Origin of the sequence: Solibacillus sp. FSL W7-1324 (assembly GCF_038008025.1) — a bacterium.
Lineage (GTDB): Bacteria > Bacillota > Bacilli > Bacillales_A > Planococcaceae > Solibacillus.
The window spans coordinates 2050201-2069248 of record NZ_JBBOYH010000001.1 but is presented as its reverse complement, the minus strand read 5'-3'; the positions used below and the strand labels follow the sequence as shown (position 1 = coordinate 2069248).

Below are 19048 nucleotides of genomic sequence, written 5' to 3'. Positions count from 1 at the left end.
AATAGTATTTGAACCGATTCATAAGTAAATGAGGAACCACCTGGAATGTTGATTAGTCAACATCTCAGGTGGTTATTTTAATTAGAACCTGTTAAATTACAGCGTTGAAATATGATTTGATAAGGAGCTACCATTCAAATTTTAACTAAGCTAGAGGATAAAAAATTAAGGTTTGAATGCTTTAGTAAACCATAACTCAGAAGAAATAGGTATAGATATTCCACCCAAAGGCAAGCATTTTTTGGAATAGCCCGATATTTCCATTATTTAGTATATAATTGAATGAGAAAAATGAGAAATACATAGAAAAGAGGAATATAATGAGCCTTTACCGTTATTTTGCTTCAAAAAACCCTTTACCAGTTGTTACAGCTTTAGATGAAAACCATTTCGGAGAACAGTTTGAAGTTCTTCCTTATAGACAAAACCCTCCTATCGCGGCAGGAGGTCAAATTCAAAAGCCTAATATTTACAAAGTAAGAGGGAATAATAGTGAAATGTTTTTAAACCAACTTGTTGACTATATTAAGGAAAATGTTGAAGAACAAAACCGAGTGGAATTTTGGTCAATATGGCACAATGAAAAAGTACCTTCTAAAAATATATATCGGGTCAATCCACAGCAAATAACGATTGAAAATATCAAATTTATAAATGAAAATGACAATTGCTGTATTAAATTTTTCTTTAAAAATAATAAGTGAAATGAGAATAAAATTTCACACCTTTCAAGGATAAACTAATTTTAGTTAAGGGTGATTTTAGTGGGGAAATGTATTTTGATTTTGTCTTTAACACTTTTATTATTTGGTTGCCAACATATCAATGAAGAGAAGGCTGATAATACTGACAGTGTAGAAAGTATTAATATTTATAAAATGAAAGGATTTTCGGAGATTATAGAGGAGTCGTTAAATGTAATAACAGATTCAGAAGAAATCAATAGTATTGAAGAAATAATTAAGGGTGCAGAGAAGGTTGCCGGTATTGTTGATGTATTTGACCCACATTATCAAGTTGAAATCGGAGAAAAAACATATTATCTCTGGATACATAATAAAGAGGCAGCCACAATAATGGATGAAGAGGATACTCGTACAGTTTATAAAATTTCTGGTAATTTAGTTGAAAGATTAATTGAAATTATTCATTAGTAATAACTCTGACAAGAGACAAATGCTGTTAAATCAACACCTGGCTCTTTTTTTGTACTCAACAACTTTGATTTAAGAACGTCATTAAAACTATTTTTGTAAAATTATAAATCCTCTATCAATAGAACAATTAATAGAAAAACTTACTTAACTTCAATTACAAAGACATAGCTTGAACTTCCCTTTTTCCAATTGACAGAGGTCTCTTTATTAAAAAAAATCGTTTAGCTGAACAAGGAATTACCGATTGGGCGCTTTCCTGAAATCAAAGGAATGGCCCTTTTTGGCATTGGCTATTTTCTTTTAAATTGTTTTTTGTGAATAAACACCATTTTGCTTTATTTCAAATTGAATAATATAATATCATTTTATTAAGAGGGGGAAACGTATGCAGACTTTGCAATTACTTTATCAAAAAACAACAAAACGGCAGCGATTATTCTTTAGTATCCTTGTCTGCTTATTTATAGCATCCCTGATTTGGGTTAATCAAAACCATGCTTTCTATAAAAGCTCAATTGCTGAACTGATAGAAATAACAGATATTAGTTCAACGGAAGTGGAAGATCCAAATCATAATAAAGATGTGTTATACCAACAGAAATTGGTTGCTGAAGTGAAAAATGGTGAGGAAAAAGGATCGAGAATTAATCTTATAAATGACTATTCCATGTCGCAAGGATTTGATCAGAAATTTAATGTAGGTAGTGAAGTGTTTGTATCGATTAACTCTGTGACTAGAGAAAATGAAATACTGACTGGTTCAATTACAGGTGTAAAACGGGACAAATACCTCGTCGTCGTTTTATGGGTTTTTATTTTTATTTTACTTATAGTTGGTAAAAGACAAGGTCTGTTATCTGTAATTAGCTTGGCTTTCAATGCAACATTATTATGGTTTGCACTTGATATTAATATAAAATATGCCAACCAAAGCTTATTATGGATATGTGCACTGAGCATTATCATCTTTACAGTTTTTTCATTATTGCTTGTAAATGGTAGAAATGAAAAGACATTTGCAGCAATTATTGCCACTTTAGTAGGCACATTTTTATCACTTGCCATTACATACCTATGTTTAGTTATTACAAGTGAAAAAGGACTGCATTATGAAGAATTACAATTTATTACACGACCTTATAAAACCGTCTTTTTAGCTGGGTTATTTATCGGCTCTTTAGGAGCGGTAATGGACGTTGCCATAACGATGTCTTCTTCTCTTTTCGGATTGTATGAAAAAGATCCGACTATTTCTATTAAGGCGCTTACTAAATCAGGTTTAGAAATTGGTAAAGATATAATGGGGACAATGACCAATATATTATTTTTCGCATATGTCAGTGGATCGATTCCAATCCTTCTACTATATTTTAAAAATGCGTCACCGTTTGGATATACAATGTCCATCAATCTATCCTTAGAACTTGTACGTGCGTTATCTGGCGGGATTGGTATTGTATTGACGATTCCGGTTGGATTATACACAACAATGTTTTTTATAAATAGAAAGAAGGCATAATCATGAATGTATTAGTATTACTATCGGGAATATTATTCATGTTAATGGCAATCATCGGCGGGAAAAAGGGGATTCGTTCGTTTATTGCGCTATTTTTAAATTTTGGTGTAATCGTTGTGTTGCTATTTTTCATGAATGATCCTACACTCAATCCAGTTATCCTTACACTCATCGCCTGTGTATTTATTAGTTGTATTAATCTTTTTTACATTAATGAAGTGAACTGGACAACAAAAACCGCTTTTTACGCAACAATCGTCACAACAATTGTATTGGTTATCTTTATTAGTTTCATCACGAATAGTGCGATGATACAAGGGTTTGGTGAGGAAGAAACCGAAGAAATGGGGATGTTCTCATTTTATATCGGTCTTGATTTTGTGAAAATTGCTGTATCCGTTATTATCATGAGTACGATTGGTGCGATTACAGACGCAGCCATTGCCATTGCTTCTCCAATGCGTGAAATGCATATTCATCATCCGCGTATTGAACGAAAAGAACTCTTTTATTTTGGATTAAGCATCGGTCGTGATATTTTAGGAACAAGTACCAATACATTATTTTTTGCCTTTTTTGGAGGTTACTTAGCTTTACTCATATGGTTTAAAGATTTATCTTATTCTTTTGGGGAAATCTTCAATTCTAAAGTATTTAGCAGTGAATTGATTACCATTTGTTGTGCAGCTATTGGTGTGACCCTTGTTATACCAGTTACTGCTTGGATTACAGCATATTTTTTAACACGTAAAAAGACAGATATAATATCTTAATTTAAATCATCCCATTTATCTCATGGAATAACATCAATTATATTAGCTGCCGATCAATAATTAAAACCCAGCTTATCTGTAATAAGATAATAGCTGGGTTTTTAGTATATTCTCAACGTAACAGTAAACAGCAGCTAGGTAGTAGATAAACTATAAAAGCTTTAGTTACCATAAGAGTTAATCGGTTACTTTTAGCGTGTCGATAACGATTTTTGCAGCTTCAGCAATAAGCGCATCATCATAAGTGGCGTCAGCTGTCTCACGGTCAGATAGTATGGCGATTACAATTGGTTTGCGGTCTGGCGGCCATACTATGGCAATGTCATTTCTTGTTCCGTAAGCACCAGCTCCACTTTTATCCCCCACAATCCAACCTTCAGGGACACCAGCGCGGATTAATTTGTCTCCCGTAGCATTTCCGATAAGCCAATCGTTCAGGAGTGACTGTTTTTCTGAAGAAAGCACGTCATCAAGTGTGAATGCCTTTAGACTTTGGGCAAGTGCTTTTGGTGTACTTGTGTCGCGAGACTCTCCCGGCGTAATAAAGTTTAAATCAGGCTCGAATCGCTCAGATTCCGTCTCCGTATCGCCGATTTCCCTAAGGATCGATTCAAATCCTGCAGGACCTTCAAGCTCATTGAACAGTAGGTTACCTGCCGTATTGTCACTGTAACGGATGGCAGCTTCTGAAATATCACTTAATGACATTCCTGTATCTACGTGATTTTTTGTAACAGGTGAATATGTAACTAAGTCTTCCTTATTGTACGAAATGATTCGGTCAAGATCTTTTATCTCGTTTTTGGCAAGAATTGCACCTGCAGCAATGGAGAATATCGCGTTTTTTACATACTTTATCATCTGTTTTATGGTGTCTTCGTTTACCGTTGTAGGAATTATGTTGGCACGTAGAATATTCCAGAAACAGTTATCTGCAAAAGGCCAATATCATTTATGGTTTTTACTGTTCATCGCGCTGGTTCTGCCTTTCACTCCAGTACAATACTTGCCTTTTGAATCTTTTGGTTTTCCAATGGATGCATATCAAAGCAATGAACCAAGCTCTTCGTTTGAGGAGGAAATAGAAGTTCAAAATTCGAATTGGATGCAGGACTATTCGATATCCGTCAATCGTTCCAATATAGAAAATTTAAACCTCATTACGGCCTGTATATGGTTTTCAGGGATGCTATTTATGATGACTCTGGCACTAAAAGCATTTTTTGAGGTAAAGAGAATAAAAAGAACGACTTTTCGCTTGGAAAATAAAGAAGTGCAGTTATTATTTGAAGCGTGTAAAAAGAAATTGAACATATCTGGCCATGTTGTTGTGGGAGAGTCGCGGCATGTTAAATCGCCGATGACATTTGGCTTCTTTAAAAATTATGTCGTGTTGCCGGCTAACTTCGATGAATGGCTTACTTTGGATGAAATCAAATATATTTTTCTGCATGAGCTACACCACTATAAATCAAAAGATACCGCTGTAAATTACCTAATGGTTATTTTTCAGATCATTTATTGGTTTAATCCGTTCGTTTGGCTTGCATTTCGGAAGATTAGATTAGATCGTGAAATAGCCTTTGACCATGCAGTTTTAAAATCGCTGGATGAAGAAAATCACAGGGCATACGGGCTAACAATCATTCATTTTATTGATAAAGTTTCACGACATGGAAATTTTAACTTAGCCAATCAATTTAACGGCCCCAAAAGCCAAATCAAAAGTCGGATAGAACATATAGCATCCTTTAAAACAGAAACTATGCTTTTAAAACTGAAAAGTACAGTAATTTTCACTGTTTTAGGGGTACTGGTTGCTGGTCAGATTCCAATCATTTCTGCCATGGCAAATGATTCTACTCATTATAATTTTAAAAATGAAAACGTGCTTTATATGGACTTAAGTGAGGAGTTTGCCAACTTTGAAGGTAGCTTTGTGTTATATGATAGCCAAGCGGATCAATATCACATTTATAATGAAGAAAAAAGCACTTTAAGAGTATCCCCGAACTCTACCTACAAAGTATATAGTGCATTGTTTGGATTAGAATCCCAAGTGATATCAGCTCATAATTCACTAATCAAATGGAATGGTACCCAATATCCGTTCGATTCTTGGAATTCGAATCAAAATTTATCAATGGCGATGCAATATTCAGTAACTTGGTATTTTCAGGACATTGATAAAAGAAATGAGGCAGAAACGATTCAATCCTATTTGAAGCAACTCAAATATGGTAATTCCGATATGTCTGGAGGAATCGATCAATTTTGGCTCGAGTCATCCTTGAAAATTTCTCCGGTGGAACAGGTTCAATTATTAATAAGCTTATTTACCAATCAGTTAGGATTCAAGGAAGAAAATATCCAAACCGTGAAAGAAGCAATGAAACTTGAACAAAACAATAGTAGGGGCCTATATGGAAAAACAGGTACAGGGACCGTTAATGGCAATGAAATAAATGGTTGGTTCATCGGGTATGTAGAGAGTGCGGAAAATACGTATTACTTTGCAACCAATATACAGAATGAAGAAAATGCCTCCGGAAAAAGGGCGGCAGAAATCACTTTATCCATTTTGAAAGAGAAGGGGATATATTAAGTGAAGCTCGATAAAAAGGAGATGGAACGGTGTGTCAAAAAAAATTCCTAATATCTCGGAATCCGAATGGGAGATTATGACGGTACTCTGGAAAGAGGCACCTCTTACTGCCAATGAGATAATTTCCAATCTGCAAGAACGCACGGATTGGAAACCTAAAACAATACGTAGCCTTTTGGATCGCCTTGTCAAAAAGAATGCGGTGGGTGTGAATAAAGAGCAGCGGATTTATACTTTTTACCCGCTTTATACGCAGGATGAATGCCAACATGCAGAAGCGGAATCATTTGTGAAGCGAATTTATGGTGGTACTTTAAAATCGATGCTAGTCCAGTTTATCCAGGAAGATTCCTTATCTGATGAGGATATTAAGGAATTGCGCTCAATATTGGATCCGAAGCCCAAAAAATAAACTAAATTAAAATGCAATGGGACTTTATGAAAAAGACCCAAGCTATCATATTTTCGACCCGATTGGAAAGCTAAAAAACATCGACTCTTAAGGACAGAATCGATGTTTTTTTGACATGTAAGTAGAGTACACTCCTATTTTAGAAAGGTCTTTTCAATATCATCGAGCATAAAGTTAGCAGCTTTTACACCACCAGCTGTATTCCAAATAACCTCATCAACCTTGTATACTTCTCCTTTTTGCGCAACTTTCAGGTTATTAAATAGAGGATCCTCTAACCATTCATTTTCTAGATCAGAAGCAGCTCCGTCCCCAGTTTCGTAAGTAAAGTAAAACAGAATATCGCCGTCCATTAATGGCATTTGTTCCTTTGTGGCCCCTTTAATTGCAAATTCATCAACATCCTGACTCTCAGGTCTTGCAAATCCAAGTTGATCTAAAATAACGCCGGAAAAAGAATCCTTTTGATAAATACGCACATCTCCGGCCATAAAGCGGACCATTGAGACTTTCATAGTTAATTTATCGCCAAGCTGTTCTTTTAAGTCAGCAATTCTGGAATCGTAAGTCTCGATTACTTCTTTACCTTTCTCTTCTTTATTCACAGCTTTTGAGTAAAGTTCGAAATTGTTTTTCCAGTTCCCGCGTAAATCATCAGCAAATACAGTTGGAGCGATTGCGCTTAGTTGTTCGTATATTTCTTCCTGACGCATTTTATTGCCGATAATTAAGTCAGGTTGCAATGCAGCGATTGCCTCGACGTTTACTTCACTTTCCAAACCAACCACTTTAGTATCTATCATCTCATCTGCAATATGATCATACCAAGGATCACCTGTCCATGATTGAACAGCGCCTACAGGTGTTACTCCCAGCTCAAGAAGGGCTTCCGTACCTTCATTTGTTAAAATAACTACTCTTTCGGGAGTTTTCGCTATTGTTGTTGTACCCATTGCATGTTCAACCGTATAGCTTGTATCTTCTTTCTTTGAATCACTTGCATTCTCTTCGGATCCGTTGTCATTACTTCCACCACATGCCGTTAAGATCAAAATAAACATGATAGAAAGAATCGATAGAATAGATTTCGATTTCATATGTATTCCTCCTTCAATGTAATGATAATAATTATCATTCATGTGAATATCTTAAGTGCTCCTAAAGAGGGTGTCAACGATTAATTGAAAATGATTATCAAAATCATTGACAGAGTAGTAGTCCTTACAATAAACTGATTTCAGAAATATAAAACTTTAAGATTTACTTCGAAAGGTAATAAATATGCTATTAAAATCAAATGGGTGGAGGGTAGCGGGGCTCCTTTTTGCTATCTTATTATTCTTATTATTAATGTGTGGAAGTATCGTATATGGTTATACAGATACAACTTGGAAGATCGCCTTGGATGCTTTTCAACATAATAATGGTTCAAACGAACATCTAGTCATTACAACGCTCAGACTACCAAGGGCGTTAATTGCTGCAACAGTCGGCATCAGTCTGGCTATAGCCGGTGTCTTAATGCAGACATTAACGAAAAACCCACTTGCATCTCCGGATATATTTGGGGTAAATGCCGGTGCCGGTTTTGCAGTTGTTATTGGAATAACCGTATTTTCGATGGGAAATTTACAAGCGATTGCATGGGTAGCATTTTTGGGGGCGGCCATTGCTGCAATTGGAGTATATGTTATCGGTTCGATTGGAAGAGAAGGGCTGACACTGATTAAGTTAACGTTAGCAGGTGCAGCTACGGCAGCCATGTTTTCTTCTTTTACACAGGGGGTTCTTGTTCTAGATGAATCTGCTCTGGAGCAGGTTTTATTTTGGTTAGCCGGTTCTGTTCAAGGCCGAAAGCTAGAAATATTAATATCGGTTTTACCCTATTTAATTTTTGGGTGGTTAGGTGCTATGCTAATTTCCCCAAAAATGAATGTTCTATCGATGGGAGAAGATGTCGCTAAGAGTTTGGGGCTTCGAACAGGTCTGTTAAAAGTGTGGATGGCCATTGTAATTATTCTATTATCCGGCGGGGCAGTAGCCATTGCCGGTCCCATTGGATTTATAGGAATCGTTATCCCGCATGTAGCAAGATCAATTGTCGGTATTGACCATCGTTGGTTGATTCCGTTTTCAGGTATTCTCGGTGGCATTTTGTTGCTTGCATCTGATATTTTAGCCCGTTATATCATCATGCCTCAAGAGGTTCCGGTAGGGGTTATGACGGCAATTATTGGAACTCCATTCTTTATCTATATTGCTAGAAAGGGGTTTAATGCAAAATGAGTAATCATAAGACCATTAGATTTTTTAACGGAAAAATTTCGTTTTTATTGGATAGACGAGCAATAAAAGTTTTTGCCATAACCGCAATTATAGCCGCAATTATATTTATTATCAGTACAGGAATAGGCGATATGAAAATTAGTCCGCTCACAGTAATAAAAGTATTTTTTGGCGGTGGGACGGATATGGAACAACTGGCAGTGACTTCATTTCGTTTGCCACGCATCATTGTTGCGCTTATGGTAGGCATTTCGTTGGCTGTTGCGGGTGGAATTCTACAGGGGATGATTCGAAATCCATTGGCTTCTCCGGATATTCTCGGCATTACAGGAGGAGCGGCAGTTGCAGTGGTAGGATTTTTAGCCTTTTTCAGTGATGAAAACAATGCATTAACTGTAAGTATTAAATGGATGCCTTTAGCTGCATTTATAGGAGCCGGTGTAATTGCAGGGCTCGTATATATATTAGCATGGAAAAATGGTGTATCTCCATTTCGTCTCATATTAATTGGAATTGGGATATCTGCTCTTATGCAGGCTTTAACAACATTATTGATGGTTATGGGCCCTATCTATCGTGCCAGTCAGGCAAATATTTGGATTACCGGTACTGTAAATGGATCTACTTGGGGGAATGTCAGTGTACTGGTTCCATTGGCTGTATCTCTCGTTTTAATTGCTATGTTCATGACAAGGAATATGAATATTCAAGAACTAGGAGATGAAATTGCGACCGGTGTTGGTAGCCATGTTCAGCGTCAACGTATATTTTTTATGATTGTTAGTACGGCATTAATAGGTGTCTCGGTTGCTTTTGCGGGGGGAATCGGTTTTGTTGGTTTAATGGCACCGCATATGGCAAGAAGGTTGGTTGGTTCGTCCTTCGGTGCTTTATTGCCAGTTTCAGCGCTTATAGGTGGAATTTTAGTGATGTTGGCAGACTTAGCTGGCCGAACACTATTTTCTCCTTTGGAAATCCCAGCTGGGGTCTTTACATCCGCAATCGGTGCGCCTTATTTTATCTATTTACTATATCGGACAAGAAATTCATGATTGAAAGTTTAAGGAGTTGACCAAAATGACCCAAGCAATTGAAACGAAAGAGTTAACACTTTCATATGGAGATTCCATTATTATTGAAGAAATGGATTTACTCATACCAAAAGGGGAAATCACTGTTTTTATTGGGGGGAACGGTTGCGGTAAATCAACGCTTCTTCGCTCTATTGCCCGACTGTTAAAGCCAAAAACAGGAGCTGTATATTTAGAAGGAACTGCAATTGCGAAGATGTCAACGAAAGATATCGCAAAACAGATGGCCATTCTTCCGCAATCTTCTGTTGCTCCTGAAGGGCTTACCGTTCTTCAGCTTGTAAAACAAGGCCGCTATCCTCATCAAACATGGTTAAAACAATGGACGGAGGAAGATGAGGAAAAAGTAAATGAAGCATTAAAAGCTACAGGGATAGAAGATTTAAAAGACCGAGAAGTAGATTCCCTCTCAGGAGGACAACGCCAAAGGGCATGGATTGCCATGACATTGGCTCAGGACACGGAAATAATTCTTCTTGATGAACCGACAACCTACTTGGATATGGCCCATCAAATTGAAATTCTGGATTTACTATTTGAATTGAATGAGAAAGAAAATAGAACAATTGTGATGGTGCTGCACGATTTGAATTTGGCTTGTCGATACGCACATAATGTTGTGGCAATTAAAAATAAAGAAATTTTTGCTCAAGGCAAACCTGAGAATATAATAGACAGAATTTTAGTAGAAAAAGTATTTGGAATGGAATGTGAAGTTACTATAGATCCTCTTTTTGGAACACCAATGTGTATCCCTTGCGGAAAAGGCAGATGCATACTTAAACAAAGAGAAGTAGCACATGTATTATAAATTCAGATGACGGTCAATAAGAAATCATCTGATATATCCCTTGAGACACTTACCTTGAAGAAGGAAAGTGTCTTTTTTTATGAAATGAATTAGGTCATTGATGAAAAGCAAACGTGTCCATTATCCTGAAGCTAACAAATTATGTTTTAAATTGGAGGACTTCTTTTTGTCTCAAGAATTTTATCATAGAAGGTTGAATTCAATGAGAACAATGGTATTTAATGGTAATAATATCCAGAAAATTGAAACTTTATACCAACTTATTCGTATAGTAGTTAATAACACAAATACTTATTCATATTTAATTCAAAGGAGCATTCCTGTTAGAAGGATTTTCGGGGACTTGAAAACAAAAAAGCCCTCCTGTATGATGCTTGAGTGTCAACCGGAAAATTGACTCGCACATCCACAGAGAGGACTTACAACAATGAATTTTAATACGAATGAAAAAATTAATCAAGTTTCTGAAAATACACTAGTAATCGGTATCGATATTGCGAAGCACAAACATTTTGCTTGCGCTATTGATGATCGAGGCCGAGTGCTCCAAAAATCATTTCCTATTACACAGTCACGCATTGGATTTGAAGGCTTTTATGAGCGCTTACTCGCTCTAAAAACCACTCATGAAAAACAGGAAATCCTCGTTGGTTTTGAGCCAACAGGACACTACTGGATGAACTTGGCGGCGTTTCTGACAAGCTACGGAATACCATTCGTGATGGTCAATCCAATGCACGTCAATCGTTCCAAGGAATTGGACGACAATCTTCAAACGAAAAATGACCAAAAAGACGCACTTGTCATTGCTCGCCTCATGCGAGATGGTCGCTTCAGCTATCCACGACATCTCGAAGGTATCGAAGCGGAGTTACGAAATGGTGCGACATTACGTTCAAAGATTCAAGAAGACTTAAATGCCCTACAAAATCGCATGATTCGTTGGCTGGATCGCTTTTTTCCTGAATTCACACAAGTGTTTAAAAGCTTTGGGAAAATGGCGTATGCGGTACTTGAAAAAACACCATTACCAACAGATATTGTAGGCAAATCACCAGAAGAGTTACTATTTTTATATCGCCAGGTAGACGGTCTGAAAAGCCCACAGCTACCAAAGGCAAAACAATTAGTCGAGGTAGCAGAAAGCTCAATCGGACTGACAGAAGGTATAGTGATGGCCAAATTCGAAATCGCCACGCTTCTTTCCCAGCACAAATTGATGCAAGCACAACTAGACGACTTAACAAGTCAACTCGCAGAGTTAGCCAAACAAATGACGGATTATGACTATTTAGCATCGGTACCTGGAATCGGGGATGTCACGATTGTCGATTTACTATCAGAGATTGGTTCTTTAACGCAATATACACATCCACGCCAATTAATTAAACTAGCGGGACTCACATTGCGTGAAAACTCTTCCGGTCAGCAAAAAGGACAAAAACGGATTTCTAAACGAGGTAGAAGAAAACTTCGCGCCCTCCTCTTCCGAGTCATGATGCCTTTAATCTTGCATAATCCAGCATTCAAACAATTACATGAATACTACACAACACGTACAGTCAATCCGCTTCGAAAAAAGCAGTCCATCGTCGTGTTATGTGGGAAGTTACTGAAGATTTTACATGCCTTATGTAAAAAGAAAACCATGTTTAATGAACAACAAATGATGAACGATTTTGCCAGTCTCCAAACAGCTGCTTAAGCGTACTTCATCAAAAGTTTAACCAAGAGGATGACACGGAGAAGCCGGCATTATTTACCCCATCCGACCGTGATTAATTAAACGAGTCCCTAAAGGAGCATCGCCAGCCTCTGCCTTATGAATAGACCGAACGAAGGAATGTACGCGCAATCAGACGCCTAGAGACATGGGAGGGTCCGTCATCATAAGCTACGCAGAGATCCAAAAGTGCATCAATATACAGCACAGGATCAGGAGGAACATTACCAATTAATGGTTCATCTTTTAGCGAAGCTTTCAGATATATTGTTAAAAAAATCAATAATTACAAAATAAAGATAGATGTACGTGTCGGGAGAATATTTTTTTGACACTCTAAAATGGCGTGAGCCATTGATACATCAACATTTATAGAGGGAGGAATTAAAATGCGAACTCATTACTCGCCTCGTCTAATCTTTTTAGTGCTCGCCATCGTCGCACTTATCAGCATACCTGTTGTCGGAGCAATATTACCGGTGTTCTATGTTCAAACATTTATATTTGATAGAATGGCAATTATCCTTTATCCGGATGGAATTAATTTTAGACTCGTAATGGCTGCTTGCTTTATATTATTTATCGGATTAATGATTCCGGTAATCAAACAGAACAAACTCTTTTATAGCCTTTCAAGTATTATTATTGCAGGTGCCCTCTTCGTATTCTATTTATCAATCTTAAGTTATACGTATATAGGAAATGAACAAGTGGTTTCAAACAAATTGTTCGATGGCAAAACATTTCAATGGTCTGAAATTGAAGAAGTAGTGCTCGAATATTACGTAGATGATATCGGTACACATGAAGAATACATTTTCACTTCAGTTGATGGAAATTCTATTCGAATTCCTTTAAATGATCAGTTCCTACATGAAGATAAAAATGAAATCTACAGAGTGGCAAAACAAAACAATGTAGAATTTATTGAACGTGAGAAAATGTAATTTACTAAGGATGATTGGCTAATCTGAAAGGTTAATGAACTGAATTCTAACTGTTAGCCAAAAATAACGGTTGGAATTCAGCTTTTTATTAAGGGGGAAGGAGATGGAAGCGTGAAAAGAATTTTATGTTTAGTGATTTGTGTTTTCCTTTTAACTGGTTGTAATTATGAAACGAGAAGTCATGAGTATGTTGGAGAAAGTGATAATTGGGCGATTGATTATAAGTATAATGTCAAAATCAAAAATGATGAAAATCATAGTGAATTTGAGATAAAAATAAACTACAAAGGCGAAATTGATAAATTAGCAAATGGAGAAGCAATACAAGTTACATATAAAATTGGAGAGAAAAGTGGTTCAGAAACTTTCATAGTTAAGGATGCAAGCGAACCATTATATCTTGTTAGTCCTGGTAATCTGAATGCTTCTACTTTGGAAGGAAACGAAGTAGGAATAATAACTGTCTCATGGGGTGAAAATTACGAGGAGTTTGAAATTAAGAGTTCAAAAGAATGACGTTTCATAAATAAGTCTTTACCGAAAGGAACCTTTAAATAAGCATCATAATAGGAGGAGAAATATGACTACAACATATGTTAATTGGGGTGAATCAAGAGTTAAATTGACTTGGGAGAAAAATAGTGTACTCCCTCCAAATGATTTAATTACAAGTGTACATGGATTTTGTTTTTGGGAAGATCAGCTGTTATTAGTCGACTTAATCGATAGGGGATGGGATTTCCCGGGAGGACACATTGAACCTGAGGAAACCCCAGAAGAATGCTTTAAACGGGAAGCTTTGGAAGAAGGTTATATTGAAGGTGAATGTAAGTTGTTGGGGTACATAGTTGTAGACCATACGGAAAATCCAAATTGGGAAGAAAGCAATCCATATCCAAAAGTCGGTTATCAAGTGTTTTACAAAATGGATATTAAAAAGCTCTTACCATTTGAAGGAAGACATGAATCTTCTCAACGGATCTTTATTAATCCTAAGGACATTTCTAACTATTATCCAAAATGGAATATTCTTTATCAGGAAATCCTGGATTGTACTTTATAATCCTCATAACCAATAGTCATAAGGAAAGACACAAAACGTTGTAATTACAACACTTGTGTCTTTCTGCCGTATTCTAGGTAGTGAAAATAAAAGATTTAGTTTACCTTTTTGAGAGAGTGCCAACAAAAGTACCTATCCACACGCCTGCAAAACAGGTAATCGTGAAGTAAGCCAAAAAGATACCATCCCAGCCTCCGACAACATCCTTGCTAAAAATAATTAATCCAACACTAATTAGACTTAAGACAGTGGCGGTTAAAAGTACTACTTTTTTTGAAACTTTACGGGATGTAATATACATTCCAATTGCAAACACAATTCCACAAAGTAATATTGGCGTCCATCCCTCTAACATCAAAGCATCCATTTAATTACCTCCTGTTATGGTATTCCGTAACCTGAGCAATTCATTATTTATATTACTTTCTATTATTAAATATATCGTAATATCATTTACTTTGCCACCTAGAAAATGCTAAATATGTCATTTCATCACCCGGATTATTTGGGGGTTGTCCCAAATTTTATAAGGGATAAACTTTAATTTTATGCCAAATAGTCTGCCAATTCTTTGTTTTAATTCGATTTTCATAAATTGAAGCAAGTTCTTTTGTTTCCTTAAAATATGGAGTTGGCTTCACTTTTAAATTTATCACATCATCTATTCCGTACGGACAAGTAAGAACCAAATTATTTTCCTTGTCTAACTTTATTCCTAATGCAGTCGCAGTTTCCGGAAACTTTGAAATTGCATCTTCCGAAGAAGTATAAGGAGGCAGGTTATTGATGATGTGCATTCTTGCTTCATTTTTAACTGACCAGGGGATATTAGGCATTTTACAACTCAAATTAGCCTCTAATTCCTTTTCATAATTTTCATCTACATTCAATTTATCAAAATAGATAACATCAACATCTGGAATTTCAGTGCGATTATTAAATCCGTGCAACGTATCCCAGATTTTCGAACGTACAAATCCCGCACAAATCCACCAGTCAGGCAGATTTAATGTACTTACCAATTTTATAATTTCAATCATATTTTCATCGCTTTTGATTAATTCGATAATATCATCTGTACTATTTAACAAATTGAATATATCCCCCTTTTGACAATTCGAACGTATATTCCTATGTTAACACATTAAACCAAAAGGTAGAATATTCATAATAATTTTGAGGTAGTTAATGCTATAATTGGTAAAAATTATAAAAATAGGTGGTTGGGGATGTGCAATATAAATATTGGAATGGAGCATCTGCCATTATTATTAAAAACAACCATGTATTAATGATACGTACAAAAGGTTCTAATAGTTGGAACATTCCTTCCGGGGGAGTAGAAATGGGTGAAACTGCAGAGAAAGCTTGCATACGTGAAATTGCAGAAGAAACGGGATATGAAGCAAAGATTGTAAAAGAATTACATACTAAAAAAACAATTATTAAAGAATATAAAGTAACGACAAAATATTTTTTGTGTGAAATAACTGGTGGGAATATTCAATATCAGGACCCCGATGAAGAAATTGAAGAAATTGCTTGGAAGAATAGCGATGAAATTTCCAAAATAATTCATACATATCCTGAAGACCAAATAATTATTGAAAACTTAATTTCAAATTACGAGGGAAATTAAAATAAGACTATATTCAAAAGGAGAAAAAGATGGGCTATATTAAATCGCTTAGAAGTATTGTTGGAACAAGACCGATTATTGCACCTGGATCGGCAATCATTGTGATGAATGAGGAGAATGAGTTATTATTACAATTACGCTCAGACACAAAAGATTGGGGAATTCCTGGAGGCGGTATGGAGTTGGGGGACAGTTTTGAAGAGACAGCTATAAAAGAATTGTATGAAGAAACAGGGCTTATTACAAATCAATTAGAAATGTTAGGTGTAGCTTCTGGTAAAGAGTTTTATTATAAATTTCCTCATGGGGATGAGATCTATAATGCTACTGTTATTTATAAGGCAGTGGAGATAGGCGGAGAAATGAGAAAAGATGAAGAAAGTTTGGAGCTTGCATATTTTTCACTAGATTCTTTACCTAATTTAAATTATACAACTCGAAAGATTTTAGAAAAAATTGGATACATAAAGTAATATAATACCGTTTGATACCAAACGATAGCCAACTAACTGAACGTCTCAGTTAATTGGCTATTGTTTATAATTAACGTAGTTTTTTGTATAGGAAGGTTTAGTATTAATTTTTGAAATCCACTTCCAAAGTAGAAAAATAATAAATGTATTATAAATAACAGAGAAAAATCGAAAAATACATTCGTCATTCCTAAGTTATAGGCTTCAAATATTGATACCATCTGATCTCCCTTATACTGAATCCATTTAAATGGTAAGCCAAAAATCAAAGCGATTATAAAGCTAATCGTGATTATTTTCATTTTTATCATGCCTACACCCCGGTTCTCACTCCTAATATTCCTCTATTATCTTTAAATGTCCTTTTGGATAACCATAATTTAAACCACTGTACTTATTCGCAAGGTTTACAAGGCCTCTGATTGAACAAAAGTTTTGATCCTGCATAAGGTAAAAGGTATGACAGGTTTTTTGGGAGGATTTTATGCATTGGGTCACCATTATTATTGTAGGTATAGCGGCTAATTTAGATAATTTGGGGATTGGATTGGCTTATGGAGTAAAAGAAACAAGAATCCCTATTTTATCAAACATAATCATTGCTTTTATTTCCATGACTTTTACTTATTTTGCAGTATTAGCTGGCGGTACGTTAAGCGAATATATTTCACCAAATATGGCCAACTATGTAGGGAGTTCTTTATTATGTATGATAGGGTTATGGACATTATTTTCCAAAAGATTAACTAATCCGGAACCATTTAAAAATCCGGAACTAATTGATTGGGATGATAATCATGTCATTTCTTGGAGAGAAGCAATATACCTTGGACTTATTTTATCATTGAACTGTATGGCAAGTGGACTGGGGATTGGTGCAAACGGTATTTCAGCTCTTTGGACCGTTCTCTCTATAGGATTCTTCTCTTTAGTGACAATTGGAATCGGCAGCCATTTTGGTTATCTCCTTAATAAAACATTTATCGGTAAATATTCGACAACGATTTCCGGTTGGTTACTGATTATAATAGGTCTTTATGAAATGCTTGTTTAATCTCAATGCATCGGACAGGATATTTTCATAACCCTACAGAATTCTAAATCAAGTTCAGCAATTGATTTTCCGTAATATACGGCCGCTTTCCTTATTAAAGGTAAGCGGCTTTTAATTATGTATATTATATAACCCACCAAATCCCAATTAGTTCCAAAAAATATTGAAATAAAGTCCATAAGTTGTAATCTTCTTGTAACATACGTAATAGTAATGCGTGTTTGTATAAATCTTAAAATCTGTCAATATTTATTCAGTGGAAGTATACTTTTTTTCTGGATGATTTTGTGAATTTAACAGTTTCGAACCCATTGATTTTTTGGAATTTATTAATAGAATGCTATTCTTACCAGTTTATGGACCATTTATTACGTATTTTCTACTGTAACATAGTTTGTGTAGAAGAGGAGGAATTCAAAAATGAATAAAAAATGGTTAGCAACATCACTATGTGCAGCAACATTATTTGCAACATCTATTACTGCGGCTAATGCAGCAGATATAAATAAAGAAGAAAATAAAGGTGCAAATACTCAACATATTCAACTTATTAAAGGTGATCATTATCAAGAGTTGGCTTTAAAATTAATTAAGCAAATTTCAGTAAAAGGCGAATTCGGGATTTTATCAAAAGATGCGATTAATAAAGCTTTAGTTAATATTGATACTAATAAAATAGTTAAAGAGGGCAAAGTAGTAAATACACAAAAAACTACTACTAATAAAGAAGCACAAAAAGAAACGACTACTAAAACAGTGGAAAAAGAGGATAAAGCACCTCAAGCTCAAGCACCAGTAAAAGAAGAAAAAGCTCAAACTGTTACAGAAAATAACGATGCAAAAGCACCTGAAGCATCAACAGAAGAAAAAGCAACACCGGTTACAACGAACAATGATGTAAAAGAAGAGCAAGCACCAGCAAAAGAAACAACTGCACCAGAAACAACGACAAATACACAGGCAACACCTGTGACAAATAACAATAATACACAAGCACCATCAAACTCAAATAACCAACAAACAGAGGCACCAGTAAAAACTACTACGAACAATGCTAGTCAGTCAGTTTCTGAATTTGAAAAACAAGTGGTAGACTTAACAAATGCAGAACGTACAAAAGCAGGTTTAAAACCGCTTGAAATGCACACGTCATTAATGGGTGTAGCTCATGCAAAATCAGCAGATATGGCGAAAAATAATTACTTTTCACATACAAGCCCGACATTTGGAAGCCCGTTCGATCAGATTAAATCTGCAGGGATTTCATACCGTTCTTCTGGAGAAAACATTGCACAAGGCCAAAGAACACCACAACAAGTAGTACAAGCATGGATGGATTCACCAGGTCACCGTCAAAACATTATGAATGCCAATTTCACACATATTGGTGTAGGTTTTGTTGAAGATGGTTACTATTGGACACAACAATTTATCCAACTATAAGAATTTAAATACGGTTAGGCTACTTATCGTCCATTCTATGGGCGTTAAGTAG

At 35.7% G+C, this 19048-nt stretch carries 20 protein-coding genes and 1 pseudogene; 17 read left to right on the top strand and 4 right to left on the bottom strand.

Annotated features, from left to right (window positions below):
- Positions 1-320: 320 nt before the first annotated feature.
- From MKY71_RS10130 to MKY71_RS10115, 4 genes are all read left to right on the top strand, one after another.
- On the top strand, positions 321-704 hold the full coding sequence (locus MKY71_RS10130; RefSeq protein WP_340732488.1) for a hypothetical protein: 384 nt from the start codon (positions 321-323) through the stop codon (positions 702-704).
- A 60-nt stretch (positions 705-764) separates the two neighbouring features.
- Complete coding sequence (locus tag MKY71_RS10125) at positions 765-1154, top strand: hypothetical protein (RefSeq protein WP_340732485.1); 390 nt, start codon at positions 765-767, stop codon at positions 1152-1154.
- 388 nt (positions 1155-1542) lie between these two features.
- Positions 1543-2676 (top strand): YibE/F family protein, encoded by a 1134-nt coding sequence (locus tag MKY71_RS10120; protein ID WP_340732483.1) that lies wholly within the window; start codon positions 1543-1545, stop codon positions 2674-2676.
- 2 nt (positions 2677-2678) lie between these two features.
- Positions 2679-3449 carry a YibE/F family protein gene (locus tag MKY71_RS10115; RefSeq protein WP_340732482.1) on the top strand — a complete coding sequence of 257 codons (771 nt, stop codon included), beginning with the start codon at positions 2679-2681 and terminating at the stop codon, positions 3447-3449.
- 177 nt (positions 3450-3626) lie between these two features.
- Here the strand turns inward: MKY71_RS10115 and bla are convergent.
- Positions 3627-4277 (bottom strand): annotated as a pseudogene (gene bla, locus MKY71_RS10110) (class A beta-lactamase); the annotation flags it as partial.
- On the opposite strand from bla, the gene MKY71_RS10105 reads away from it, so the two are divergent.
- Positions 4276-6054, top strand: coding sequence for a BlaR1 family beta-lactam sensor/signal transducer (locus MKY71_RS10105; protein WP_340732481.1), 1779 nt, complete (start codon positions 4276-4278; stop codon positions 6052-6054). The pseudogene bla and the gene MKY71_RS10105 sit on opposite strands and share 2 nt — an antisense overlap.
- A 31-nt stretch (positions 6055-6085) precedes the next feature.
- Complete coding sequence (gene blaI, locus MKY71_RS10100) at positions 6086-6466, top strand: penicillinase repressor BlaI (protein ID WP_339171515.1); 381 nt, start codon at positions 6086-6088, stop codon at positions 6464-6466.
- 134 nt (positions 6467-6600) lie between these two features.
- Here the strand turns inward: blaI and MKY71_RS10095 are convergent, their stop codons facing one another.
- Complete coding sequence (locus MKY71_RS10095) at positions 6601-7563, bottom strand: ABC transporter substrate-binding protein (RefSeq protein WP_340732480.1); 963 nt, start codon at positions 7561-7563, stop codon at positions 6601-6603.
- Positions 7564-7747: 184 nt separating this feature from the next.
- Between MKY71_RS10095 and MKY71_RS10090 the strand changes: the two genes are divergently transcribed.
- The 7 genes from MKY71_RS10090 (at position 7748) to MKY71_RS10060 (ending at position 14387) form a co-directional block, all read left to right on the top strand.
- A complete protein-coding gene (locus MKY71_RS10090; protein WP_340732479.1) occupies positions 7748-8752 on the top strand; it encodes a FecCD family ABC transporter permease in 1005 nt (334 codons plus the stop codon).
- Complete coding sequence (locus MKY71_RS10085; RefSeq protein WP_340732478.1) at positions 8749-9804, top strand: FecCD family ABC transporter permease; 1056 nt, start codon at positions 8749-8751, stop codon at positions 9802-9804. The genes MKY71_RS10090 and MKY71_RS10085 overlap by 4 nt, the downstream gene beginning before the upstream one ends.
- A 25-nt stretch (positions 9805-9829) precedes the next feature.
- Positions 9830-10654, top strand: coding sequence for an ABC transporter ATP-binding protein (locus tag MKY71_RS10080; RefSeq protein ID WP_340732477.1), 825 nt, complete (start codon positions 9830-9832; stop codon positions 10652-10654).
- A gap of 427 nt (positions 10655-11081) precedes the next feature.
- Positions 11082-12359 (top strand): IS110 family transposase, encoded by a 1278-nt coding sequence (locus MKY71_RS10075; RefSeq protein ID WP_340732245.1) that lies wholly within the window; start codon positions 11082-11084, stop codon positions 12357-12359.
- A gap of 407 nt (positions 12360-12766) precedes the next feature.
- Positions 12767-13324 carry a hypothetical protein gene (locus MKY71_RS10070; protein WP_339171505.1) on the top strand — a complete coding sequence of 186 codons (558 nt, stop codon included), beginning with the start codon at positions 12767-12769 and terminating at the stop codon, positions 13322-13324.
- A gap of 111 nt (positions 13325-13435) precedes the next feature.
- Positions 13436-13840 carry a hypothetical protein gene (locus MKY71_RS10065; RefSeq protein ID WP_340732476.1) on the top strand — a complete coding sequence of 135 codons (405 nt, stop codon included), beginning with the start codon at positions 13436-13438 and terminating at the stop codon, positions 13838-13840.
- A gap of 64 nt (positions 13841-13904) precedes the next feature.
- Positions 13905-14387 (top strand): NUDIX hydrolase, encoded by a 483-nt coding sequence (locus tag MKY71_RS10060; RefSeq protein WP_339171500.1) that lies wholly within the window; start codon positions 13905-13907, stop codon positions 14385-14387.
- Between the two features lie 100 nt (positions 14388-14487).
- Here the strand turns inward: MKY71_RS10060 and MKY71_RS10055 are convergent, their stop codons facing one another.
- Together MKY71_RS10055 and MKY71_RS10050 are read right to left on the bottom strand one after the other, a co-directional pair.
- Positions 14488-14754, bottom strand: a complete 267-nt coding sequence (locus tag MKY71_RS10055) for a YesK family protein (RefSeq protein ID WP_340732474.1) — start codon at positions 14752-14754, stop codon at positions 14488-14490.
- Between the two features lie 157 nt (positions 14755-14911).
- Positions 14912-15427, bottom strand: a complete 516-nt coding sequence (locus MKY71_RS10050) for a nucleotidyltransferase family protein (RefSeq protein ID WP_445683743.1) — start codon at positions 15425-15427, stop codon at positions 14912-14914.
- A 191-nt stretch (positions 15428-15618) separates the two neighbouring features.
- Here MKY71_RS10050 and MKY71_RS10045 point away from each other — a divergent pair, with 191 nt between their 5' ends.
- The 4 genes from MKY71_RS10045 (at position 15619) to MKY71_RS10030 (ending at position 18996) form a co-directional block, all read left to right on the top strand.
- Positions 15619-16026, top strand: coding sequence for an NUDIX hydrolase (locus MKY71_RS10045; protein ID WP_340732472.1), 408 nt, complete (start codon positions 15619-15621; stop codon positions 16024-16026).
- A 29-nt stretch (positions 16027-16055) separates the two neighbouring features.
- A complete protein-coding gene (locus MKY71_RS10040) occupies positions 16056-16499 on the top strand; it encodes an NUDIX hydrolase (RefSeq protein ID WP_340732471.1) in 444 nt (147 codons plus the stop codon).
- Positions 16500-16983: 484 nt separating this feature from the next.
- Positions 16984-17553 (top strand): manganese efflux pump, encoded by a 570-nt coding sequence (locus MKY71_RS10035; RefSeq protein ID WP_340732470.1) that lies wholly within the window; start codon positions 16984-16986, stop codon positions 17551-17553.
- Positions 17554-17973: 420 nt separating this feature from the next.
- Positions 17974-18996: a CAP domain-containing protein gene (locus MKY71_RS10030; protein ID WP_340732469.1), complete on the top strand. Its 1023-nt coding sequence runs from the start codon at positions 17974-17976 to the stop codon at positions 18994-18996.
- The last annotated feature ends 52 nt before the right edge of the window (positions 18997-19048 follow it).